This window comes from Natronosalvus caseinilyticus, from assembly GCF_017357105.1.
Classification (GTDB): Archaea; Halobacteriota; Halobacteria; order Halobacteriales; family Natrialbaceae; genus Natronosalvus; species Natronosalvus caseinilyticus.
In genome coordinates this window covers 1,495,757-1,518,856 of sequence record NZ_CP071596.1, presented here as the reverse complement: position 1 = coordinate 1,518,856, position 23,100 = coordinate 1,495,757, and the positions used below count along the sequence as shown (strand labels likewise).

Annotated in this window: 24 protein-coding genes and 1 tRNA gene; 16 read left to right on the top strand and 9 right to left on the bottom strand. The window is 64.3% G+C overall.

Annotated elements, in window-relative coordinates:
- Nucleotides 1-54: 54 nt before the first annotated feature.
- Together thrC and pcp are read right to left on the bottom strand one after the other, a co-directional pair.
- A complete protein-coding gene (gene thrC / locus J1N60_RS07365; RefSeq protein WP_312911906.1) occupies nucleotides 55-1,221 on the bottom strand; it encodes a threonine synthase in 1,167 nt (388 codons plus the stop codon).
- Between the two features lie 201 nt (nucleotides 1,222-1,422).
- On the bottom strand, nucleotides 1,423-2,040 hold the full coding sequence (gene pcp, locus J1N60_RS07360; RefSeq protein WP_312912551.1) for a pyroglutamyl-peptidase I: 618 nt from the start codon (nucleotides 2,038-2,040) through the stop codon (nucleotides 1,423-1,425).
- Nucleotides 2,041-2,202: 162 nt separating this feature from the next.
- On the opposite strand from pcp, the gene J1N60_RS07355 reads away from it, so the two are divergent.
- Complete coding sequence (locus J1N60_RS07355) at nucleotides 2,203-2,712, top strand: DUF8050 family protein (protein ID WP_312911904.1); 510 nt, start codon at nucleotides 2,203-2,205, stop codon at nucleotides 2,710-2,712.
- Between the two features lie 140 nt (nucleotides 2,713-2,852).
- On the opposite strand, the gene J1N60_RS07350 is transcribed toward J1N60_RS07355, so the two are convergent.
- Entirely contained in the window at nucleotides 2,853-3,278 is a 426-nt protein-coding gene (locus J1N60_RS07350; protein WP_312911903.1) for a DUF5789 family protein, read from the bottom strand.
- Between the two features lie 126 nt (nucleotides 3,279-3,404).
- Here J1N60_RS07350 and J1N60_RS07345 point away from each other — a divergent pair, with 126 nt between their 5' ends.
- Both J1N60_RS07345 and J1N60_RS07340 read left to right on the top strand, forming a co-directional pair.
- Complete coding sequence (locus J1N60_RS07345) at nucleotides 3,405-4,070, top strand: HAD family hydrolase (RefSeq protein WP_312911902.1); 666 nt, start codon at nucleotides 3,405-3,407, stop codon at nucleotides 4,068-4,070.
- Nucleotides 4,071-4,230: 160 nt separating this feature from the next.
- Nucleotides 4,231-5,574 (top strand): PQQ-dependent sugar dehydrogenase, encoded by a 1,344-nt coding sequence (locus J1N60_RS07340; protein WP_312911900.1) that lies wholly within the window; start codon nucleotides 4,231-4,233, stop codon nucleotides 5,572-5,574.
- A gap of 155 nt (nucleotides 5,575-5,729) precedes the next feature.
- On the opposite strand, the gene J1N60_RS07335 is transcribed toward J1N60_RS07340, so the two are convergent.
- Nucleotides 5,730-5,803 (bottom strand) — tRNA-Tyr (locus J1N60_RS07335).
- 123 nt (nucleotides 5,804-5,926) lie between these two features.
- On the opposite strand from J1N60_RS07335, the gene J1N60_RS07330 reads away from it, so the two are divergent.
- From J1N60_RS07330 to ftsZ, 3 genes are all read left to right on the top strand, one after another.
- Nucleotides 5,927-6,544: a double zinc ribbon domain-containing protein gene (locus tag J1N60_RS07330; RefSeq protein WP_312911898.1), complete on the top strand. Its 618-nt coding sequence runs from the start codon at nucleotides 5,927-5,929 to the stop codon at nucleotides 6,542-6,544.
- A gap of 215 nt (nucleotides 6,545-6,759) precedes the next feature.
- The gene (locus J1N60_RS07325) at nucleotides 6,760-6,939 is read left to right on the top strand and encodes a ribbon-helix-helix domain-containing protein (protein ID WP_253433115.1); all 180 of its coding nucleotides are present in this window, start codon (nucleotides 6,760-6,762) and stop codon (nucleotides 6,937-6,939) included.
- A 2-nt stretch (nucleotides 6,940-6,941) separates the two neighbouring features.
- Entirely contained in the window at nucleotides 6,942-8,183 is a 1,242-nt protein-coding gene (ftsZ, locus tag J1N60_RS07320) for a cell division protein FtsZ (RefSeq protein ID WP_312911897.1), read from the top strand.
- A 337-nt stretch (nucleotides 8,184-8,520) separates the two neighbouring features.
- On the opposite strand, the gene ncsA is transcribed toward ftsZ, so the two are convergent.
- The gene (gene ncsA, locus J1N60_RS07315; RefSeq protein WP_312911896.1) at nucleotides 8,521-9,489 is read right to left on the bottom strand and encodes a tRNA 2-thiolation protein NcsA; all 969 of its coding nucleotides are present in this window, start codon (nucleotides 9,487-9,489) and stop codon (nucleotides 8,521-8,523) included.
- A 106-nt stretch (nucleotides 9,490-9,595) separates the two neighbouring features.
- Nucleotides 9,596-10,417: an alpha/beta hydrolase gene (locus J1N60_RS07310; protein WP_312911895.1), complete on the bottom strand. Its 822-nt coding sequence runs from the start codon at nucleotides 10,415-10,417 to the stop codon at nucleotides 9,596-9,598.
- A 131-nt stretch (nucleotides 10,418-10,548) separates the two neighbouring features.
- On the opposite strand from J1N60_RS07310, the gene J1N60_RS07305 reads away from it, so the two are divergent.
- A complete protein-coding gene (locus J1N60_RS07305; protein WP_312911894.1) occupies nucleotides 10,549-11,016 on the top strand; it encodes a DUF4442 domain-containing protein in 468 nt (155 codons plus the stop codon).
- Nucleotides 11,017-11,132: 116 nt separating this feature from the next.
- A complete protein-coding gene (locus J1N60_RS07300; RefSeq protein WP_312911893.1) occupies nucleotides 11,133-11,786 on the top strand; it encodes a DUF7095 family protein in 654 nt (217 codons plus the stop codon).
- Nucleotides 11,787-11,927: 141 nt separating this feature from the next.
- Here the strand turns inward: J1N60_RS07300 and J1N60_RS07295 are convergent, their stop codons facing one another.
- The gene (locus tag J1N60_RS07295) at nucleotides 11,928-13,085 is read right to left on the bottom strand and encodes a Fic family protein (protein ID WP_312911892.1); all 1,158 of its coding nucleotides are present in this window, start codon (nucleotides 13,083-13,085) and stop codon (nucleotides 11,928-11,930) included.
- A gap of 235 nt (nucleotides 13,086-13,320) precedes the next feature.
- Here J1N60_RS07295 and larE point away from each other — a divergent pair, with 235 nt between their 5' ends.
- Both larE and J1N60_RS07285 read left to right on the top strand, forming a co-directional pair.
- Nucleotides 13,321-14,232 carry an ATP-dependent sacrificial sulfur transferase LarE gene (gene larE / locus J1N60_RS07290; protein ID WP_312911891.1) on the top strand — a complete coding sequence of 304 codons (912 nt, stop codon included), beginning with the start codon at nucleotides 13,321-13,323 and terminating at the stop codon, nucleotides 14,230-14,232.
- A 150-nt stretch (nucleotides 14,233-14,382) separates the two neighbouring features.
- Complete coding sequence (locus J1N60_RS07285) at nucleotides 14,383-14,826, top strand: hypothetical protein (protein WP_312911889.1); 444 nt, start codon at nucleotides 14,383-14,385, stop codon at nucleotides 14,824-14,826.
- 71 nt (nucleotides 14,827-14,897) lie between these two features.
- Here J1N60_RS07285 and J1N60_RS07280 read toward each other — a convergent pair whose 3' ends face one another.
- Complete coding sequence (locus tag J1N60_RS07280; RefSeq protein WP_312911887.1) at nucleotides 14,898-15,425, bottom strand: TspO/MBR family protein; 528 nt, start codon at nucleotides 15,423-15,425, stop codon at nucleotides 14,898-14,900.
- Nucleotides 15,426-15,549: 124 nt separating this feature from the next.
- Here J1N60_RS07280 and J1N60_RS07275 point away from each other — a divergent pair, with 124 nt between their 5' ends.
- The 5 genes from J1N60_RS07275 to J1N60_RS07255 all read left to right on the top strand — a co-directional run bounded on the left by J1N60_RS07275 (nucleotide 15,550) and on the right by J1N60_RS07255 (nucleotide 22,020).
- Nucleotides 15,550-18,054 (top strand): DEAD/DEAH box helicase, encoded by a 2,505-nt coding sequence (locus J1N60_RS07275; protein ID WP_312911886.1) that lies wholly within the window; start codon nucleotides 15,550-15,552, stop codon nucleotides 18,052-18,054.
- A 176-nt stretch (nucleotides 18,055-18,230) separates the two neighbouring features.
- The gene (locus tag J1N60_RS07270) at nucleotides 18,231-19,190 is read left to right on the top strand and encodes a DUF368 domain-containing protein (protein WP_312911884.1); all 960 of its coding nucleotides are present in this window, start codon (nucleotides 18,231-18,233) and stop codon (nucleotides 19,188-19,190) included.
- 74 nt (nucleotides 19,191-19,264) lie between these two features.
- On the top strand, nucleotides 19,265-19,477 hold the full coding sequence (locus tag J1N60_RS07265; RefSeq protein WP_312911882.1) for a hypothetical protein: 213 nt from the start codon (nucleotides 19,265-19,267) through the stop codon (nucleotides 19,475-19,477).
- A 91-nt stretch (nucleotides 19,478-19,568) separates the two neighbouring features.
- Nucleotides 19,569-20,471: a type II methionyl aminopeptidase gene (gene map, locus J1N60_RS07260; RefSeq protein WP_312911880.1), complete on the top strand. Its 903-nt coding sequence runs from the start codon at nucleotides 19,569-19,571 to the stop codon at nucleotides 20,469-20,471.
- Nucleotides 20,472-20,751: 280 nt separating this feature from the next.
- Nucleotides 20,752-22,020, top strand: coding sequence for an RNA-guided endonuclease InsQ/TnpB family protein (locus J1N60_RS07255; RefSeq protein ID WP_312911878.1), 1,269 nt, complete (start codon nucleotides 20,752-20,754; stop codon nucleotides 22,018-22,020).
- An 11-nt stretch (nucleotides 22,021-22,031) separates the two neighbouring features.
- Here the strand turns inward: J1N60_RS07255 and J1N60_RS07250 are convergent, their stop codons facing one another.
- Complete coding sequence (locus tag J1N60_RS07250) at nucleotides 22,032-22,232, bottom strand: DUF7835 family putative zinc beta-ribbon protein (protein WP_254159655.1); 201 nt, start codon at nucleotides 22,230-22,232, stop codon at nucleotides 22,032-22,034.
- A gap of 314 nt (nucleotides 22,233-22,546) precedes the next feature.
- Between J1N60_RS07250 and J1N60_RS07245 the strand changes: the two genes are divergently transcribed.
- Nucleotides 22,547-23,092 carry an HIT family protein gene (locus J1N60_RS07245; RefSeq protein WP_312911875.1) on the top strand — a complete coding sequence of 182 codons (546 nt, stop codon included), beginning with the start codon at nucleotides 22,547-22,549 and terminating at the stop codon, nucleotides 23,090-23,092.
- Nucleotides 23,093-23,100: the final 8 nt, after the last annotated feature.

The following is a 23,100-nucleotide window of genomic DNA, read 5'->3' as shown; positions in this document are numbered from 1 at the left end:
GAGTGCCGATTCGAACTGTCCGTCCCCGGACTCGAGTATCACAAGGAATCCGCGTCACCTGGACTCGAGTACCGACTCGAGGTCCTCGCAGTCGACGATGGGTGTCATCGGAACGTCGCCTCCACCGCCGTAGCCGCGCCCGGTCAGCACGCAGGTGACCGTCTCGTCAGCGTCGATTTCCCCGCGTTCGGTCAGTCGGCGAAGGCCCGCGAGCGTGGTCGCCGAGGCGGGTTCGACGCGCACGCCAGCGTCGCGGGCCAGGCGATCCTGGGCCTCGAGAATCGCGTCGTCGTCGACCGAGAGGACGGCACCATCGGTATCTCGAACCGCCGCGAGCGCGCGGGTTCCGCTCGGCGGGTCGGCATTGGCGATTGAGTAGGCGACGGTCTCGTTCACGTTCGCAGCGGGGTCGACACGCTCTCGACCCGACCGGAACGCCACGACGATCGGATCGCAGGCCGCCGCCTGGGTCAGGTACAGTCGCGGCAGCGACTCGAGCAATCCGCCGGCGCGCAACTCCAGCAGTCCTTTCCAGACGGCGCTCGCGTTGCCGCCACTGCTGACCGGGAGGACGATGGCGTCGAGCGAGGGAACGCGCTCGAGGAGGTCGAACACGAGCGTCTTCTGACCCGCGACCCGGAGAGGAACGTCGGAGTTGAGGAACTGAATTCCGTGCCTGCGGCCGAGTTCGAGGGCGTCGTAATACAGCCGGCCGTAGTCCCCGCGGACGCGGACGATCTGTGGGTCGAACCGGGCGATGGCCCGGATCCGCTCCTCGGCGATGTCCGCGGGGACCAGAACGGTACAGTCGATCCCGACGGCCGCCGCGTGTGCCGCCACGCTCCTCGCCATGTTGCCATGGGAGACGGTCCCGACGCGATCGATTCCGGCCTCGAGGGTGGCCGCGACGCCGACGGCGCTTCCTCGATCCTTGAAGCTCCCCGTCGGGTTTCGCCCCTCGTCAGCGAGCCAGACGCGCGTCCCAGCGTAGCCTTCGAGGGAGTGGCTTCGCCAGACTGCCGCACCGCCGGCCTCGAGATCGCCCGCCGGCTGGCTCGCCGGGAGCACGGCGTCGTACCGCCAGACGGATCGAGAATCCGAAGCGGTGGGCCACTCCACGAGCGGCTCGATGGGGCGCCACAGCGGTTCGCCACAGTCACACCGGGCCCGAGGGGACTCAAACGTTCGGTCGCAGGCGTAGCAGACGCGCATCGGAGGCATTGTCGACCGTTCGCCCTGGAGAACGAAGACTTTCCGGGGCGGCGCCATCGGCAGCTGGGCGAAATCGGCGCCTATCGCCCTCGTTCGCCGTTCAGGCGGGTTCGAGAGGTGGACCAACGCACGGGATCTGAGGTGCCGATATGTCTGTAGTCGCTATATCAAATATGGTGTGGCGGGCGCAGTCAAGTCGTCGCAGGTGCGTTACGCCTCGAGTGCCGTCTTCAGCCCAACCTCGAGTCCACGTCGCATCGTCTCGAGGGCCATGCTCGGCTGGGTGGCCGCGCGGGTGGCCGCCTGCTCGTGACTCAGCGGAACGTGGACGAATCCCGACCGAGTCTCGAGATCGTTCGTTTCGACGTACCGGCGAGTCGCGTAGAGGATGTCGTTACAGAGGTGGGTGCCCGCCGACGTCGACAGCGTCGTCGGAACTCCTGCCTCGCGCATAGCTGTCCTCATTTGGCGAACCGGGAGCGTCGAGAAGTACGCGTCCGGGCCCTCGGCGTTGACCGGGTCGTCCGTGACCGAGCGGTCGTCGTTGTCCGGCGTTCCGGCAGTGTCGCGGAGGTTGATCCCCACGCGCTCGAGCGAGAGCGCGGGTCGACCGGCGGCCAGGCCGAGCGAGACGACCAGCGTCGGATCGTGGCGCTCGAGGTGCTCGACGAGAGCGGGACGTGCCCGGTCGAAGGCCACCGGGAGTTCGCGCCCGACGACGGCCGCTCCCGCCACTCGCGTGCCGTCGAGTGCTGCAGCCAGCTGGCTCGCCGGATTCGTTTCGAACTCGCCGAACGGTTCGTAGCCCGTCACCAGAATCGTCGACATGTGCCACTCGTTCGGGCGCGCGATGATGAGTTCCCCGGTCGCGAGCGGTCGCCACGCTTTTTTCGCCGCGTCGCGCACGCTCGAGCATACCTGGACAAATGATCACCAGCGGTGAGAAACGGCGGACGTGTGCCCGTTCTGAACGTGCAGGTGGCTGGTAACGTGGCGCCCACCGACGAGTTGCACGAGTCGGACGGAGCAGGCGACAACACGAGTCCCGAATCGAAGACAGGTGGCCAGAATCGCCGCCATCGGATCGTCCGCTGGCTCGCCCTGCTATCTCTCGGCGTCGTTCCCTGGGTCGTCATCCGAACTAGCGGGACGACCTTGCTGTTTCCCTGGGGGACGGTCGTCCTCGAGACCGGGCACGTCACCCTCTTGCCGACGTTTCTCGATCAGCCGGGGCCGACGCCCTCGTTCCTCCGCTACTGGCCACTCGGGAGCCTCGCCTACGCGCTCGCACTCTGCTGGGCCGGCGCTCGAGCCGTCGGTTTCCCCGCCGACCGGCGAGTCACGGCCGGCCTGGTCGCGCTCGTCGCCGTCGCCGCCATCGGCCTGGCCGCCGGGTTCGGAGTCGACCCCAATCGAACCGCCTACCCGCTCGCAACGATCCACGCCCCCCTGGTCGCTGGCTGGCTGTGGCTCTCGAGGATGCCGAGAGGGGACGAGTAGACGACGCCTCCAGTGGCGGTGGTTAGTTCGGAGCCGCAACGCTCGTCGACTCGAAACACTCGAAATGGATGACGGTGAACGGTGGCGTCGTCGCGGCTTCCGGTGGACGACAGCGCGGACGACGGGCGCTACTCGACCGATCAGAGACTGCTGCCCCCGCTCTCACTCGGCGACCCCTGTTCCGCCTCGTCCAGCGACTCGAGGTCGCGCTCCGGGTTCGCCTCGGTTCGCCCGCCCGCCTCGCCGGTCAACTGGCCGAAGATCGCCTCGCGGGCCTCCTCGGGCGTGTCGTAGGTCTCGCCGGCCAGCCGATCGAGGACGCTCCCCATCGTCTCGGTCTCGTTGGGCAGGTCGATCGGTTCGCTGCCGTACTCGGCCGCGATTTCCTCGCTCGAGACGGGATACTCGAGGTCGCCGAGGTGCGTTTCGACGGTCTCGAGGATGTCCTCGGTCGACTCCGCCCGGGATGACTGGCGCTCTCGTGCGCGTTCCTGGACGCGTTCGGGGTCGGGGTCTTGCTGGTTAGAACCCGCACTCGAGTCAGCATCTGGTGGCTGGTCGCTCATGGTCCTGCCTACCACGAGCGGCGGAAAAAGCGGTTGGCTGGCGACTGCGGGGGTGACCGTCCGGGAGCGAATCGCGCGTCTCTGGAGACCGAAACGATCACGTGCCCTCCGCGAACACGTTCGCGAGTGACAGCCTACGACGCGGTCATCTTCGACAGCGACGGCGTGCTCGTGCGCCCGCCGACCGACGACGTCCAGGCAGAGGCGACGGCGGCCGCGTTCGAAGCGATGGGCGTCGAGACCGTCGACCGGGCGGTCGTCGACGAGCTCTGTGACGGCGTTCCCGCTGACCGAGTTCGGGAGCTGTGTCAGCAATACGACCTCGAGCCGAAGCCGTTCTGGCGGACGTGGGAGGATCACGACGAACGATCCCAGTTTCACCGGTTCAGGGATGGAACACGCGGGCCATACGACGACCTCGAGACGATCGAGACACTCGAGCAACCCTGTGGAATCGTCAGCAACAACCACCACACCACGATCGAGTTCGTCCTCGAGTACTTCGACCTCGAGCACCTGTTCGAGACGTATTACGGCCGGGAGAAGACCCTCGAGAGCCTGGCGTTGCAGAAGCCGAATGGACACTACCTCGAGCGGGCGCTGGCCGACCTCGACGTCGAGGCTAGCCGCGCGCTCTACGTCGGAGACAGCGAGAGCGACGTGCTCGCCGCCCACCGGACGGGAATGGACTCGGCATTCGTCCGTCGGGATCACTGTAGAGACGTCGTGCTTTCGGAAGCCGCGACCTACGAGGTGGCAGGCCTGGACGCGATTCCGGAGCTCGTGCGGTAGGCGGTCGGGTTCGGGAGTTCACCGTCCAATCCGGCGGTCCGCTTTCGGTCACCTCGGACCCGTCCTCGAGGTCGTGACACCCTCACCCTTACCCTCGTCCTCGTCGCCTTCGCCCTCGCTCTCGCCGGAGCTATTTATCTCGAAAACGAACGGTCACGAAATGCCCGATTGGCCCAATCGGCCCTCCCGTCGCCGCCTGCTCACCGCGACTGCGGCCGCGAGCGCCGTGCTTGGCGGCTGTTCGATGCCCGACAGCGCCACCGAATTACAACCGGACGGGGATGGAGGTGGGGAGCGAGAGCGCGATGGAGACGAACCCGCCGAAACCGGACCCTCGAACGATTCCAGCGACGAATCAGCCGAGTCACCGCTCGAGGCCGACGTCGACGCCACGCCGTTGCTCGTCGGCCTCGAGGTCCCCTGGGAGATCGCGTTTACGCCCACCGGCGAGGTCTTCGTCTCCGAACGCGCGGGACGATTGCTGCGCCTGGACGCGGAGACGCTGCTCGAGGCAGCCGGCGATCCGATACGGGCGGGCGACGTTCCTGACGAGCGGCGTCAGGAGTGGCCGGGCGAGTCGATCCAGGGGATCGCCATCCACCCGTCCTACCCGGATCCCGCGTACGTCTACCTGTATTACAACGTGGGCGGGGAGAATCGCGTCGGGCGATTCGACGCCGAGGCGAGCGATCCGGAGGCGACCCACGAGGTGCTCCTCGAGGGCATCGTCGGGGACCACACGATTGGCGGCGAGATCACGTTCGGTCCCAATGGAGCGCTCTGGGTCACGGCCGGGACCGCCGACAAAACGCCCGCGCAGGACCCCGGGAGCCTCGGGGGGACGGTCCTCAGACTCACCCCGGCCGGCGAGGCTTCGCCGGACAATCCCGACATCGACGGCGCCGACCCCCGGGTGTTCTCATACGGTCACCGTAACCCGCAGGGAATCGCCTGGCTCGCCGATGGGACGCCCGTTTGCGTCGATCACGGACCGGACGGCCGCGACGAGGTAACTGTCCTTCGACCCGGCGCGAACTACGGCTGGCCGGACGTCCAGGGCGGTCCCGACGACCCCGAGTACGAGTCTTACGACGCCCGCGAGGACATCGCGCCGCCGCTCGTCAACACCGGGTCGGACGACACGTGGGCTCCCAGCGCGTGTATTCGGTACACCGGCGACGCCATTCCCGCGTGGCGCGATTGCCTCCTAGTCGGGACGTTGCAACGTCAATCCCTCGCCGTCCTCTCGCTCCGGTCGTCCGACGCGGACGACGAAGATTCGCCTAAAAGCGACGACGCACAGCAGTTCGACGCGCCGTGGCTCGACGACGCCTACTCCGTGACCGCCCACCATCTCCTCGAGGACGAGTTCGGACGAATCCGCGCCGTCACGCAGGCCCCGGACGGGAGCGTCCTCCTCGGAACCTCGAACCGCGACGGGGCGGCCGACGAGCCGTTCCCGCTCGAGCACGACGACGCGCTCGTGCAGCTTCGCCCCTCCTGATCGCCCGTAAACGTCCATCTGAAAAGCGTAGCATCTGGACACGTGGGAGAGCACTCGAGCAGTCACTTTCAGGATCGACGACTCGCCGTGGACACGACGTGGTATCGAAATCGCTCCTGTCGGTCGAACGTGATCCGTTCGACGAAGAAAACGAGTCCGCTCTCCCCGATTTGAACGGGGGGCAAGTCGATCTACAGTCGACTGCTCTACCAGGCTGAGCTAAGAGCGGTCACTCGTACGTAGCAGACGAAGGCGGTATAAGGGTTATTATTCGCACCGTGTGTGACACTGTCGGACGCGTGGGAAGTTTCATATAGGATAAGTTATAATATGGTCGGTAACTGAATCGACCATGGGAAAGATCACGTTCCGCGCGGACGACGACCTCGTCGCCGAACTCGAGGCCTTCGACGCCTCGAAGAGCGAGGTCATGCGCGAGGCACTCCGAGCGTACCTGGACGAGCGGCCGACAGACGGTGTCGACGCCCGTCCGACCGACGACGCTCGTACCGCCGCTCCGGACGACAGCCTCGACGCCTTGCTCGAGGAACGGATCGACTCCCTGCTCGAACAACGATTGTCCGCTCGTCACACATCGAGCGGCCAGGACGTCAACGTCTCCATCGCGCTCGAGGGTGTCGAGGCGACGCGCGCACGCGAGACCGAATCTGCCACCCCGGCAGTGGATGGCGAAACGCACGCGGCCGACCACTCGAGCACCTCAACCGGATCGGCGCGAGACCAACCGGCGCGTTCGGTCGAGGACCGTCCCGCTCGAGGCGCGCACGCCTGTGGCCAGTGTGGGACGGGACTCGAGTCCGAACACGTCTTCTGTCCCAACTGCGGCGAGAAGGCGACTCACCGCGTCTTCTGTGACTGCGGGGACGAGGTGCGATCGGATTGGGCGTTCTGCCCGAGCTGTGGGCGTCGAACGCCGGCAGCGGACGTGCTCGAGTCGAATCAGTCGTGACTGTCATACAAACGATTCAGTCGTAAGACACAGACGGTCACCGACGCCGATAGTTTTAATACCTACCAGCCTGTTGGCTACAGTCGCGTAAGACGGTTGTCTTACAGCGGGTGGACGCCACCCGGAAATCGGCCGCAGTCGGTCGATTCGACGTGTAAGACACGCCGCGTCTGACAGGGGCGCGCACCGTCTTACCCAATACGGGGAATACAATAATGGAGCGTGTGACACTGCGAATACCGAAACAGCAGATCGAAGAAGTCGAACAGCTGGTCGAGACGGGGGAGTTTCCAAACCGGAGCGAAGCTATCCGTTCGGCCGTACGAGAGATGATCAACGACCAGTACGAGGGTCGCCACGAACAGCCGGGTAAACGCGGCTGGGCGAAGGTGTAACGATGCAGGACATCGTGCAAGACGCCCTCGAAAACGCTGAGGAAGAGGCCAAGAACATGGACGGCTCCCTCGACGACGACGAGTTCGGGGAGCCCCGAATCGTCATCATCGGGTGCGGTGGAGCCGGCAACAACACAATCAACCGGCTGTACAACATCGGTGTCGAAGGCGCGGAAACGATCGCGATCAACACCGACAAGCAACACCTGAAGATGATCGAGGCCGACACCAAGATCCTCGTGGGCAAGTCGCTCACGAACGGACTGGGTGCCGGCGGCGACCCCTCGATGGGCGAGCGTGCCACCGAGATGGCCCAGGGTACGATCAAGGAGGTCCTCGGCGACGCGGACCTCGTTTTCGTCACGGCCGGCATGGGTGGCGGTACCGGCACCGGTGCCGCTCCCGTCGCCTCGAAGATCGCCAAAGAGCAGGGCGCCATCGTCGTCGGGATGGTCTCGACGCCGTTCAACGTCGAACGCGCCCGCACGGTCAAGGCCGAGGAAGGTCTCGAGAAGCTGCGCGAGCAGGCCGACTCGATCATCGTCCTGGACAACAACCGGCTGCTCGATTACGTCCCGAATCTGCCGATCGGCAAGGCGTTCTCGGTGATGGACCAGATCATCGCCGAGACCGTCAAGGGCATCTCCGAGACGATCACCCAGCCGAGCCTGATCAACCTGGACTACGCGGACATGTCCACGATCATGAACCAGGGCGGCGTCGCGGTGATGCTCGTGGGGGAGACCCAGGACAAGAACAAGACCGAGGAGGTCGTCCGCGACGCGATGAACCACCCGCTGTTGGACGTCGACTATCGCGGCGCCTCCGGCGGACTGGTCCACATCACTGGCGGCCCCGACCTCACGCTGAAGGAGGCCGAGGGAATCGCCGACAACATCACCGAGCGCCTCGAGGCCTCGGCGAACGTGATCTGGGGCGCCCGGATCCAGGAGAGCTACAAGGGCAAGGTGCGGGTCATGGCGATCATGACCGGCGTCCAGAGCGCGCAGGTGCTCGGCCCGAGTACCCAGAAACAGGCCGACAAATCCCGCGCCAGCCTCGAGGGCGTGACCGAGGCGGACTTCGACGCGAGTCAGAACGTCTCGCAGACACAGGAGCGGGGTTCGGGCGGGCGTCGCTCGAGTTCGCACTCCCACTCGGGCTCGCGTTCGAGCTTCGGTGCTCAGAGCGACGGCGGCCGCGACCAGGTTGAGCGGAACAACGGCGTCGACGTCATCCGCTAACGCGGGGCTAGCCGTTCAGACGTTCGATCGTTCGAGCCGAAACGACACACCAATCGCGACTGACACACTAACGCAATCGCGACCGCGAATCACGACACACCATCGGTCGGTCACCTGCGGCGGCCCTGACACACCGCCGCCGCAGAACACCACACCAGACACACCACTTTGGCCGACCGACGCTTTCACGCCCTCGAGTGGCGACGCTCGGCGAGACCCTACCTACACGTGGGTTTCGTGATCACCGCCGGCCGTTCTCGAGACGTCACTGACGAGCGCGAAAACGGGAACTAGCGAGTACGACGACGTAATACGTCGAGAGCGTTCTCGAGAAAACTCAAACCGCGTGGATCGACTCGAGCAACGAGCACTTCCGACAGACCTCCCGCGTCGTCGTCGAGCCGCACTCGGTACACGCCTGGAGGTCGGCGTCGTCGCCGTCTTCGTCGTAGCGATCGGCGACGATGCCGGCGAGTTCCTCGTAGCCCGAGAGGATGGAGTGGCGCGTTCCGGGGTGATCTTCCTCGAGGCCGTAGAGCAGTCGCTGGATCTCGCCGCGGTAGGCCTCGCTCGAGTGGGGACACTCGGTGATGTGGGCGGGCAGGTCCCGGAGGTGAGCGTAGAGAGCTACCTCCTTCTCGGGGACGTCCCGGAGGGGTTTAGCCCGGGGAACGAAGTTGTCCTGCTCCCGGCGTTCGTCGAGCGGGCCGAGACTCGCGTCGAAGTGCTTGGCGATCTGGGAGACGTCGCCCTCGAGGAAGTTCATCAGGGCCGTCTGGGCCTCGTCGTCGAGGTTGTGACCGGTGAGCATGAGGTCAGCGCCGAAGCGGTCGGCGTACTTCTCGAGGAGGTCGCGTCGGAAGACGCCGCAGTAGGCGCAGGCGGCCATGTTTTCGGGGTCGTCTTCGACGACGTGGTCCATGCGGACGTCGAACTCCTCCTCGTAGCTCACCACCTCGTGACGGATGTCGAGGTCCTCGGTCAACTCGAGGCAGGCCGCCAGGCTCTCGTCGCGGTAGCCCTCGATGCCCTCGTGGATCGTGAGACAGACGAGTTCGATCCGGGGGTCTTCGGCGAAGGTCTCCGAGAGGATCTGGGTTAAGACGACGCTGTCCTTCCCGCCCGAGAGGCCGATTACCCACGTCTGGGGGTTCTCGGGACTGGCGTCTCGCGGGACCAGGTCGTCGCGGCGAATCCGACGCCGAACCCGCTTGTCGACGGACTCGAGGAAGTGGTCTTCACAGAGGTGCGCCCCCGAGTAGGCGGCGTGCATCACCGCCTCGGCGTCACACCGGTTGCAGTTCATCGACTCGAGGTAGCGGGTTCGGGGGGAAACGCGTTTCGCTCCTCGCCGGCTGTAAGCGGTCGTTCCTGGATGGCTGGAACTGGCCGCTCCTGGCTGGCTGCAACGTCTAGTTCGTCGCGTCGACGGCGTCGGCTTCGTCCCCCGCGTCAGAGTCGGCGTCAGCACCAGCGTCGGCGTCGACGGCGTCGCCACGGTCGTCCGACGCCTCGAGCGTGTAGATCCCGTGGGCCGCTTCGATCGCGTCGGCCCCACCCTCGAGCGCGGTCAGCAGGAGGCCGACGTACTGGTCGCGCACGCTCGAGGAGAACAGTTCGTGGCCGCCGTCGTAGAGGACCACGTGTTCGGGCGGCACCCGCTCGCCGATGGGCTGGTGGTCGATGATGGGGTCTTTGAGCGAACAGAAGACGACGGCGTCGTGGTCGATCGCCAGGAGATCACCCTGGGCGCGCCGCGTCTCCCGGACGAACGATGGCGAGACCCACTTCGGGCCCGTCGCGAGCTGGTGGTCCGTCGCGAGGTCGCCGATGGCCGACCTGTCGGTCTCGCCGCGCGGGAGAAACGGCGCGCTCGTCGGAATTTGAGAGAGGAGGTCGAGGACCGGGTCGGGAACCCGCTCGTTGTATCCCCACCACGGACTCAGGTAGACGTGGTTGTCCGCGCCGTCGAGCGCCTGGGCGACGAGCGAGCCCGCGCTGTGAGCCAGTAGTTGATAGTCCTCGAGGTCGACGACGTACTCGGCGACGGGCTCGAGCCAGTCGGCTTTGAAGTCGTCGATGTTCGTCGGGAGTTCGAACGCGTGGACGCGGTAGCCGGCGTTGGCGAGCGTCCCGACGAGCCAGCTGACGTTCTCGTGAGTCCAGCGATTCCCAAAGCCCATGACGAAGACGAGGTCCTCCTCGCCCTCGTCGTTGAAGATTCGATGGCGCATCTCGGCTGTCCATTCGTCGGGAAGTGACAAAAGCGTACGCTGTCCGTCGGCGGGTTCGGGGTGGAAGCCAACAGTCCACACGCCAGGATCGAAGCCGCTACGTTGCCCCCTCGAGATGAGCGACGTACGCAATGCCCGAATCCCTCCGGACGAAACTCGCGCGCTATCGCTTTAACCTGTTTCCCGCCTACCGACTCGCCGGCGGCCGGGTACGGTACATCGCGAGCGACTGGCAGGAGGTCCGCGTCTCGATCCCGCGTAGCTGGCGAACGAAGAACGTCTTCGGGACGACCTTCGGAGGAAGCATCTACGCCGCGATCGATCCGATTTACGCGATGATGCTCATCCAGGCACTCGAGGACTCCTACGTCGTTTGGGACAGAGGCGCGACGATCGAGTTCGAAAAGCCGGGCAAAGAGACGCTGTACGCCAGGTTTCGACTCCCGGACGCGGAACTCGAGGAGATCGAGTCGATCCTCGAGACCGAGTCCTCGACGACCCGGACCTACGCGGTCGACATTGTGGCGGCCGACGGCACCCGTCACGCGAGGGCCGAGAAGGAGGTGTACGTCGGGACCGACGAGTCGAAGCGCGCGTAAACCGGTGTTTGCGGAGGCGATCGAGCGAGTTCGCTGATAGGCGCAGGTCGAGGAACTTCGTCGATCGGCGTAGGTCGAGGAAAACCGTTTTGCCCGACTCGCCCCAATCTCGAGCCATGAGCGGATTCAGCCGGGACGACGCCGTCGACAGGGTGGAGGCGATCCTCGAGACCGTCGACTCGGAACTACTGCCGGTCCCCGTCCGCGAGGTGTGGATCTACGGCGACCTCGCGCTCGGACTCGACCCCGTCGACCGACTCGACATTTACCTGACGAAGGACATCCTGATGCGCGACGAAGCCGAGGCGGAAGCCGAGTTCGAGGAGAGTCACGGCGTCAAGGGCGTCGGCAAGTCGGTTCGAGCCGAGTGGGCCCGCGCCCATCCCGAGTACCTCCGGGCCAACGCGAACGGCCACGCCGCCCCCGAGAAGTGCCTCGCCGCGCAGTTGCTCGCCGACGACGAACCGGTTCACCTCGAGGTCTGCAACGCCCGCTTCGAGGACAACGTGACCCAGCGCCTGCGCGGCGCGCGTTTGCGCGAGGACTACACGCAGTTGCTCGACCCGCGGGGCGTCTGTCTCTGGTCCGACGGCGTTCGCAGCGACGACGCGCTCGAGAAGGTGCGAAACAGCGAACTGGCGTTTCCCCCGCTGTCGGGTGCACTCGAGATGCTCGGGATGGACGACGCGGAGGCACAGGAGGCCGCGGAGGCGGTCCACGCCTGGCGAGGCGAGCAGGCGGGAGCGACGGTTCGCGGTGATGTCTTATGACTCACCACGGGTAGCATCGTCGTGCATCCCAGCTGCCCACCCGAGGTTTGACTGTAGAATCGAACCGCTTCGAAGCCCGCTGTGTCGCCGAAACGAGTCTGGTGTTTAGTTGTCTGCACTGAGTTCTATCCGTCGGTTCGGCTAGTGGTTCGGTGTTCCCTCGAGGATGTCGAAGACGTCGACTGCTTTGTACTCCTGGTTTCGCTGATTCCCGGTCGTCTCGACGAGGACACCCTCGGATATTAACTCCTCGATGGCGTTGTACGCGGTTTGGCGACTGACGTCGAACCGATTCTGGACCTCGCGAGCCGTGAAGTATGGCATGTCGAATACACCTCGCGCGAGGCGATGACTCGTTTTTTGGTGCGGGTACCGTCGTTCGTAGGCGCGTTGAAGCTCCATCAGATTCACCGTCCGCTGGTACGAGTTCCGAGCCTGTACTTCGATACCTTCGATGAAAAACGCGATCCAGTCACGCCACTCTCCGTTTTCACTCACGGCGCGCATCCGTTCGACGTATTGTTGTTTGTTGCGATTGAAGTAGGCGCTCGGGTAGAGGTATGGCTCGTCCAGGTAGCCAGCAGCACAGAGCTGCAACACGATGAGGATACGGCCAAGCCGTCCGTTCCCGTCCTCACAGGGATGGATCGTCTCGAACTGGTAGTGCGTAATTGCGAGGTCGACGAGTGGGTGATGTTGGCCGCCCATCTGAATGTACGCCTCGAGAGAGTCCATAAGACCAGGAACGTCCTGATGCGGCGGCGGAACGAACGGTGGCTTGTCAGAACGTGGGGCAGGGATGTGAACGTCTGTGGTTCGCCATTCTCCGACTGCTTCGCCTTCATTGCGGACGTTCTCGAGGAGCGACTCGTGGAGTGACTGGAGGAGTTCGAGCGTTATCGACTCGCCGTGTTTGATTGCGTTGAATCCGTCCTGAAGTGCACGTTCGGCATTCAGAACCTCCTGGAGGTCTTTGCTCGTGTCGACGTTTGCGCCTGCACTGGTACGCGTGTGGTAGGCGTAGACCTCGTCCACGTCGACGTCAGCACCCTCTATCTCAGCGGTTTCGACGGCTTCGAGCCGGACGAGAGACGTGTAGAGGACCGGTGCAAAGTCGACGGTTGGACTGATTCCGTCGAGGCGACCGAGTTGAAAGGACGCGTCTGCGATACGATTCGCGAGTTCGTCGTCTACAGTGATCGCTGTGGAAAAAGGGAGTTTCTCCGGAATGTAGTACGGGTGTGGATGCGACTCCCGATAATGGCCCGGTGCATCCGCCGGAAGTTCTCGAGTCGGCATTTGATTATACCACGATCCAACGCCTGTTAATCATATCGTTTTTAAGCCAGTTTGACTACTGCCATCTCGAGACGGCCTTGCTCAAATTAGATGCCGGAATTGTGAACGCGACGTTCATCCAGTGGGCGAGCGTGAATAGTAGTCGAATCGAAGAAACAATCAGTAGCCGAAAATCGTGTAACCGCACCTCCGTTCGTGACAACGCGCTTTTGCCCGTCGGGGCCAAACGAGGGCTATGACCCTCGACCTCGAGGCAAAACGCGCAGCCGCCGTCGACGACCTCCGCACCCACGACGGTGTCCTGGTCGCCTTCTCCGGCGGCGTCGACTCGAGTACGGTCGCGGCCCTCGCCCACGAGGCCCTCGGCGAGGACGCCGTCGCCTGCACAGCGAAGAGCGAGACCCTCCCCGAATCGGAACTCGAGGACGCGAAACGCGTCGCCGACGAAATCGGCATCCGCCACGAAGTCGTCGAGTTTTCGGAACTCGACAGCGACGCCTTCGTCGCGAACGACGAGGACCGGTGTTACCACTGTCGAACGATGCGCCTGGGGAGGATGCTCGAGAAGGCCCGCGAACTCGGCATCGAGACGGTCTGTGACGGGACCAACGCGGACGACCCCGGCGCCGGCCACCGACCCGGCCTTCGTGCCGTCGAGGAACTCGAGGTCCACTCGCCGCTGCTCGCGCACGACCTCTCGAAGTCGGCGGTCAGGGAACTGGCCGACGACTACGACCTCTCCGTGGCCGACAAGCCGTCGATGGCCTGTCTCTCCTCGCGAATCCCGACGGGGCTGTCGGTCACCGAGGACCGCCTCTCGCGCATCGAGCGCGCCGAGGCGCTGGTCCGTCAGTGGGGATTCGAGGGCTTTCGCGTGCGCGACCACGACGGCCTCGCCCGCATCGAGATCGATCCGGACGAACTCGAGGACGCCCTCGACCCGGCGTTTGTCGAGTCGATCCGCGACCCGCTGCTCGAGCTCGGGTTCGATCACGTCACCCTCGACCTCCACGGCTACCGGACGGGGAGTGTGAGTCCTGCCGCGGACAGTCCGGTGGAACCCGACGCCACGACGAACACCGCCGACGGCGAACCGCTGGTGGAGGACGTGTTCGCGGCGGAGTATCCGCGGGCAAACGAACGATAGTCCGGGTCGCCGCGTTACTCCCGGACAGACACACACAAATTTCCCCGTTTACGCCAGTAGTACCAGACATTCGTCGTAAAGTAAGACGTTAGTCCGGTAATATTGCTCGAGTCGGTACGAACGTGGCAGTGCCCGTCGTTTCAGTGGACGATGACCGAAGAGGACCTCGAGGACCCGCCAGCCGGCTGGCGCGCCGAGACCCACAGACGCTACACACCGGAGACGAGCGACCGCGAGATGGCCTACGTCACGTACCGCCACGAATCAGGAGATTTGCGGGTCCGAGTCGCTCCCGCCTCGATCGATGGGGACGACCGGCCGGGGTACGCGATCACCACGACGGCCTATCCCGAACTCGAGTCAGCCGACGGTCCCGCCGACGCGGGCCTCGAATCCACCTCGAGGACGATTCGTTACGTCTTTCGCTTCCCCAGGTGCGACGAACTCGCCCGTCGGTTCATGTCGCTCTTCGAGACGGCGTACGACGGACCGACGACGTTCGAACGCGCGCTCGCGTACGCCACCGATCGAGTGCGGGCGTCCGAGGCCCACGACGCACCCGTCGATGCGGACGGGAGGGGGACCCAGAACTGACTCGATAGCGAGGAGGCCAGCCAGGTTGGAGGCGACAGGCCGTACTCCGGAGGTTTCGATTTCCGGCCGACTCAGACGTTCAGCCGCCAGATGCCATAGTTCAGGACGGCCGCGAACGTCACCCAGGCGAGGTACGGCACCAGCAGCGCCGCCGCTCGGCGGTCGACCCGGCGGAACGCCGCGATGGTCGGGACGAGGAGAACCCAGAGGACGACGATGACGACGAGTGCTGCCGCGATTTCCTCGAGCCGGAAGAACACTGGCGTCCAGGCGACGTTGAACGCCAGCTGGACGGCGAACAGCCCGAGAGCCAGCCGTCGGCCGTCCCTCGAGGACCGCCACACCAGCCATACGGCGACCCCCATCAAGGTGAAGAGGAGCGTCCAGACGACCGGGAACGCGAGTTCGGGCGGGTAGTAGGCGGGTTTCTCGAGGCTCTCGAACCAGGCGCTATCGGGGCCGCCGAGAACCGCGGGGAGCCCGCCGACGACGTTGACGCCGATCACGAACGCCAGGGCCTCGAGGACGTCGCCTCGCGAGAGCGATCGAAGGGAAAATCCGCCGCGACGTGCGCTGTCCACTGTTCCCGTTTCGTCCATAACTGACCTACGCCCGCCAAACAGTTAGAATGAGTACGTCAAGAAAGAGCGAGTCAGGAACCGCACCGTTCACTTTCACCACGGTACGAGAACCCTTAACCGATCCCGCCTCGAATCGGGGGCAATGGCCGCGACGGACGAGGGAACGCCCTCCATCGACCACCCGCTGCTCGAGTCGGACTTTCTCGAGCGACGCCTCTATCAGCTAAAACTCGCCGGCACCGCGGCGAACGATCACACCCTCGTCTGTCTCCCGACGGGACTCGGCAAGACGACAGTGAGCCTGCTCGTGACCGCCCGACGCCTCGACGAGGTCGGTGGCAAGTCCCTGATGCTCGCGCCGACGAAACCCCTCGTCCAGCAACACGCCGATTTCTACCGCGAAGCTCTTCAGGTACCGGACGAGGAAATCGTCGTCTTCACTGGCGACGTGAGCCCGGACGACCGCGCGGCGCTGTGGGACGAGGCGACCGTGATCATGGCGACGCCGCAGGTGATCGAGAACGACCTCGTGGGCTCTCGCATCTCTCTCGCCGACGTGACGCACTGTACCTTCGACGAGTGCCACCGCGCCACCGGCGACTACGCCTACAATTACATCGCCGAGCGCTACCACGCCGACGCCACGGACCCCCTCGTCACGGGGATGAGTGCCTCCCCCGGCGGAGACGAGGAGGCCATCCTCGAGGTGTGTGCGAACCTCGGATTACGAGAGGTCGAGGTGATGACCGAGGACGACGCCGACGTCGCGGAGTTCACCCACGACACCGACGTCGAGTGGGAACGCATTCAGCTTCCGGACGACGTCATCGAGATCAGGGACGCCCTGAACGAGGTGATCACGGAACGCCTCGAGAAGCTCAAAGAATTGGGGGTCGCCAGGTCAACCCAGCCCGACCAGTCCCAGAAGGACCTCAACCGGATGCGCGCGGAGTTACAGAAACTGATCAACAACGACCAGTCGGAGGGGTTCAAGGGCATGTCCGTCCACGCGGAGGTGATGAAGCTCCGCCAGGCCGTCACCCTCGTCGAGACCCAGAGCGTCGAGGCGCTGCGGCGGTACTTCGAGCGCCAGCGCAACCAGGCCCGCAGTTCGGGAGCCTCGAAGGCGAGCCAGCGGCTGGTGAGCGATCCGAGAGTACGAGAAGCGATGCGCCGGGCGGAGTCCTTCGACGAACTCCACCCCAAATATCGCAAGACGCGGATGCTCCTAGCCGAGACCCTGGGACTCGAGGGCGGCGAGCGCGTCATCGTCTTCACCGAATCCAGGGACACGGCTGAGGCGCTAACCGAGTTTTTGAACACGAGTTTCGACGCGAAGCGCTTCGTCGGCCAGGGCGACCGCGAGGGCAGCGACGGGATGACCCAGAAACAACAGCAGGAGGTGCTCGACGCGTTCCGGGCCGGCGAGTTCGAGGTGCTCGTCTCGACGTCGGTCGCCGAGGAGGGGCTGGACGTCCCCGAGGTCGACCTCGTACTCTTTTACGAACCCGTCCCGACCGCGATCCGGTCGATTCAGCGCAAGGGCCGAACCGGCCGTCAGGCGAAAGGGCGCGTCGTCGTCCTGATGGCCGAGGACACCCGCGACGAAGCGTACTTCTGGATCTCGCGACGCCGCGAGAAGGAGATGGAGAGCGAACTCAGAGAACTCAAAGGGATGGCGAGCGACCTCGAGGCCGAACTCGACGACGCCCAGCAGTCCCTCGAGGCATTCGAGAGCGGGGCGTCCGCGGCATCGAGCGGGGGAAAACCCGCCTCGGAGAGCGACACCTCGAGTGAGAGTCAGGGGAAGAGCAGCCAGCCTGGACTGCAGGATTTCGTCGGCGACGCGACGGACTCGATCGACGGGATAGGCGATGGCAACGAGGACAGCATCGACGACCCTGACGCGACCGACGAGGAAGCCGCAACGGTCGAAACCCACGAACCCAGCGCCGAGGGTGACGCGGTCGAAATCGTCGCCGACCAGCGCGAGATGGACGCGAACATCGCCCGCGAACTCTCGAGGCGCGAGGAGATCGAAATCCGTCTGGAGACGCTCGACGTCGGCGACTACGTCTGCTCGGACCGCGTGGTCGTCGAGCGCAAGTCGGTCGCGGACTTCGTCGACTCCCTCGTCGGCGGCGAGCGATCGGTGTTCGAGCAGGTGGGGGCGATGGCCCGCCACTACTCCCGCCCGGTCGTCATCGTCGAGGGCGAGGGGCTGTACGAACAACGTGACGTCCACCCGAACGCGATCCGCGGGGCGCTCTCGAGCCTGGCGGTCGACTTCGGCGCGAGTATCCTCCGGAGCGAGAGCGAGGACGATACGACGGAGTTGCTCGCGACGATCGCCAAGCGGGAACAACAGCTCTCGAGCCGGGAGGTATCCGTCCACGGGGAGAAGGGGGCGAAGACTTTGAGCGAACAACAGGAGTACGTCGTCTCCTCGATCGCCGACGTCGGCCCGGTGACCGCTCGCTCGTTGCTCGAGACCTTCGGGAGCGTCGAGGCGGTGATGATCGCGAGCGAGGACGAGTTGCGGGAAGCCGACGGCGTCGGCGAGGTGACCGCCGAACGTTTGCGCGAGGTCATCGGGAGCGACTATACGGGGACCGGAAGCGGCTCGAGTTCGGGCGCCAACGAGTGACGCGTCGACGCCCGGGTCCGGATGGCAGACGATCGCAGCCTGCAGGAACCGTAGCGAGTAGAACCGTTTTAGGGGCTCCCCGCGGTACGGACCTGTAATGGACGCCACTCGGCCCCGCGAATCGTCAGCCTCGACGACCGTCCGGCGAGCGCCACGCGCCCTCGGGGTGACGCGACGTGGGCTATAGCGTCGACGAGCGCCTCGTCGAGCGTCTGTCGATGTTCCGAATCTACGCCTACGGGCTCTGCATGGGAACGGCGGACGCCCTCCCCGGCGTCTCCGGCGGAACGATCGCCCTCCTCCTCGGGTTCTACGGTCGGTTGATCGCGGCGATCACGTCGATCACGCCGAGTCGCATCTGGACCGTGCTCAACGGCGTTCGTCCGGGAAACCGCAACTCGGCCAGGGAGGCACTCCTCGAGATAGACGTGGGCTTCTTGCTCCCACTCGGGCTCGGCGCAGTGACTGCCGTCGCGCTCATCGCCAGCGCGGTGGCGTCGCTTGCGGAATCACATCCCGTCGCCCTCTTTGGCTTCTTCACGGGGCTCATCGGGGCGTCCGCGATCGTCCTCTACCGCGAGCTGCAGGTTCGAACGCGGACGGACGTACTCGTGGCTATCGCGGGCGTATCGCTCGCACTGCTCATCGCGGCGAACATCCTCGAGTTGCCGGGAAGCGGCGCGATCACCATCGTCTTCGCCGGCGCCCTCGCGATTAGCGCGATGATCTTACCGGGCGTCTCCGGGTCGCTCATCCTGATCCTGCTCGGCCAGTACGTCTTCCTCTCGGGCGAACTGAGCGCGTTCCTCTCGGGAATCGCCGGTCTCGCCGGTGGGGGGTCGCTCGAGGCCGTCCTCGATCCCGGGACCACGGTAGTCCTGTTCGTCGCTGGCGGGCTGGTCGGCCTGCTGAGCGTCGCTCGTGTCGTCCGGGCGGCGCTCGACCGACACCGAAACACGACGCTGCTCTTTCTGGTGAGCCTCATCGCCGGGTCGACGCCCGCTCCGCTGCACAACATCGGCGAGACGCACACCTGGACGGCCGATACGGTCGTCCTGGCCGCCGTCTGGACCGTCGTCGGGGCGATTGCGCTCTTCGCGCTCGACCGACTTGTGGGCGGTTTCGACCCGGAGTGATCGTTCCACCCACGACGTTCGAGACTTGCGTATACTGGCACGCGAGGTAACCTCCCTCGAGGACTAGACCGGCTATGGTACTCAAACGGTTGCTGGGGTCGAAAGCGGCTCGAACGCTGACGGTCGTCTCGGTCGCCGCGGAGGCGAAACGGGCGTTCAAGAACGGACGCCGACTCAGGGCAGCAGGGCTGCTCGTCCTCGCGGCGCTCGCCTGGAAGTGGACGATGCTCGGGATGATCGCCCAGGGCGTGCTCAAGCTGGTCCGGGGCGGGCGAACACCGGCATAGAGCGCCACCGAGCTAATGCGGGTCCGATGGCGGTCGACTCACGTCGAGCCGTGACGCAATCTCTTTTTATCGACCCGCACAAGCACACGGCATGAGCGACAGCGCGGTCGACCTCGAGGCCGAACAGTACGAGAAGCATCGCGAAGCCGGGGCGATCCTCGCCCAGGTCCGCCAGGAAGCCGCCGACCGCGTCGAGGTCGGCGTGAGCCACCTCGAGGTCGCCGAGTACGCCGAAGACCGCATCAGGGAACTCGGGGGCCAGCCAGCGTTCCCCGTCAACATCTCCATCGACGAAGAGGCAGCCCACCGCACGCCGACCATCGACGACGAGTCGACCTTCGGCGAGGAGATGATCAACCTCGACATCGGCGTTCACATCGACGGCTGGCTCGCCGACACCGCCATCACGGTCGACCTCTCCGGAAACCCCGAACTCGCGGAGGCCTCGGAGCAAGCTCTCGAGGCTGCCCTCGACCTCGTCGAACCCGGCGTGAACACCGGCGACATCGGCGCCGAAATCGAGGAGGTCATCGACGGCTACGGCTACAACCCCGTGGTCAACCTCACCGGCCACGGCCTGGGTCACTGGGAACAACACACTAGCCCGAACATCCCCAACCGGGCCGTCTCCCAGGGGACGACCCTCGAGGTGGGCGACGTCGTCGCCATCGAACCGTTCGCGACCGACGGCGGCGGGAAGGTGACCGAGGGCTCGAGCGAGGAGATTTACTCGCTCGAGCGGGAGGCGTCGGTTCGCAACCGGCAGGCGCGAGACGCGCTCGCACAGATCACCGAGGAGTTCCGCACGCTGCCGTTTGCGACCCGCTGGCTCGAGACCGACCGTCCCGAGATGGCGCTTCGCCGACTCAAGCGCCAGAACGTGGTCCACGGCTACCCCGTGCTCAAGGAGGACGAGGGCTGTCTGGTCAGTCAGAAAGAACACACCATCATCGTCACCGAAGACGGGTGTGAGGTCACGACGGCCGATCAGTGAACCGCTCGGGGTCAAGCCCCGAGACACTCGCCTCGAACCGCCTGGTGACCGACCGGTAAGCGGTCGTACGCAGAACACAACGAGAGGGAAAAGGAAATGGGGGACCGAGGTGATCACCGAACGCCAGCCGATTAGCTGAAATAGAGGGCGCTAAGCCCCCGTCCTCAAGAAGCGAGGCGAAGCCGAGCGAGTAGGGCGGGGATACAGCGCCCGCAAGAGGGACACTCGGTTATGATCAGAATAGTTAACTAACCACAACAACTAGCAGGGGATACGTCGCATGGAGTACAGTCCACGATTCCGACTCTTCCCTTCGACCACACAGCGGGAGAGCCTTGAGTGGACTCGCAACATTGTGCGACAAGTCTACAACAACGCGCTCCATGAATTCAACAAGATACCACAAGACGAGGGGACGCTCCGACAGCGCGTCTGGCAAGTCCGAGACAAACTGCCACAACACAAACAACAGTGGACCGAACTCAAACAGGTCTACTCTACCGTATTACAGAAAGCTGTCGAACGCATCCGAACCAACATCAACAACCTTGGCAAACTGAAAGCCAAGGGATACAGTGTTGGCTCGTTGAACTGGAAGAAACCGCGTGAATTTCGGAGTTTCACGTATCGGCAGTCGGGCTTCGAACTCGACAAGAAGAGTGGCCCGAGAGACCGAGCAATTCTCCGACTCAAAAAAGTCCGCGGAGAAACGCTCGACGTTCCAATCCGTCTTCACCGAGACCTCCCAGAGCACGACTCGATTAAGGAGATCACAGTGAAGAAAGAACCTACGGGAGCGTGGTACGCGTCGTTCTGCATCAGCACCGAGGAACCAGAGAAACCCGAACCAGAAGACATCGATGCAGTGGACACGGTTGGACTCGACTTTGGAGTCCTTAACTTCATCCACGACTCAGTCGGACGCTCTCTCTCCCGTCTCGACTTGGCCGACGAGCGCGAGCGCCTCGAACGCGAGCAGCGCTCGCTCTCTCGCAAACAGTACGAGTCAAACAACTGGGAGAAACAACGGCGTCGGGTCGCTGAGGTTCACGCCCGCATGTCGAACAAGAAGCGCGATTACAAGCATAAACTCGCGCATTTCTACGCGACGGAGTACGACGCCGTGTTCGTCGAGAACTTGAACGTGAAGTCGATGCTGGAAAGTGATGGGAACGCTCGGAACAAGGCTGAAGTGGGCTGGAGTGATTTCCGCCGGATTCTCGAACATCACTGTGACAAGCACGGCACGCACTACGTGGAAGTGCCTGCTCAGGGCACGACGAAAGAGTGTGCCAGGTGTGGCGTCGAAACCGAGAAGCCGTTGTGGGTTCGAGAACACTCGTGCCCGTCGTGTGGGTTTGAGTTGGATAGGGACTGGAACGCGGCGTTGAACGTGAAATCGCGTGGCCTGTCGAAACTAGGGGTGGTTCACTCCGAAGCAACGCCTGTGGAGACTGCGACCGCTGTGGACTCGGTTTCCGTGTCTGCAAGTCTCGTCGTCGAAGCAGGAAGCCTCTGCCTCAAGGAACGAGCGCAAGCGAGTGAGTAGGCAGGGGTAGTTCACGCGTTGTTCATCCGCTGGCTCGAACGCGTTCCGCAGCGTTGGCACTCGGTGACGCGGTAGGGTTCGCGGGAGAACTGCGCGTTCTCTTTTTTGAGGCTCTCGGTGCGGATCTGCACGTTCACTTCGTGTAGCGTATCCAGGTCGCACTCCTTGCAGTATTCGGTCAATCCGTTAAATGAGCTGTCAGTCGTTGCCATTGAGAGATTCTTCCGTTAGAGTAGTATTAAAACCCAGTTTCATTTCGGATCCTGAGTCGAGAAAACCGCAAGCAGGGGATTATACAGACCATAAGCAGGCCCGAGACGGTTTTAGACAGTTCAAACTCATCGCTCAGTGATTATTTCACGATTTCCTGAAAGTAGTGACAGAAATGTAAGTTTGGATTATCGACAAGGGCCGTGAGAACGGCCAACACGCCACAATACCGGAATTGAGCCCATTTGTCCTCGTCGTGCTCACCGCCCACACCTCTTCTCGACACCTCTTTCAGTTCGTCTCGAGTGGAACCCGTATGGACCGGATCTTTGCGCCGTGGCGAATCGAGTGGATCAGGCGCGAGGAGAAAAATCCGAACGTCGACGAGTGCGTCTTCTGTGAGCTTCCAGAGTGGGAAGACGAACGGGAGAACCGTCTCGTCGCCCGGAGCGACCACGCCTTCGTGTTGCTGAACAACGCCCCGTACAACCCCGGACACGTCATGGTGATCCCCCACCGCCACACCGGCGACTACACCGAACTCACGGACGAGGAGCTGCTCGACCACGCCCGCCTGAAACAGCGCACGTTCGACGCCCTCGAGACCGCCCTCGAGCCGGACGGATTCAACGCCGGACTGAACCTGGGAGCGGGCGCAGGCGGTTCGATCGGCGATCACCTGCACACCCACGTCGTCCCGCGATGGCAGGGCGACACGAACTTCATGCCCGTCCTGAGCGATACCACCGTCATCGTCGAGGCACTCGAGGAGACGTACGCCCTCGTCCACGAGGCCTTCGCCGCCCAGGAGAGCGCGCAGGTTCCGGACGACTCGAGTGCGGTTCGATTTGCGTTCGAGTAGCCGCCTCA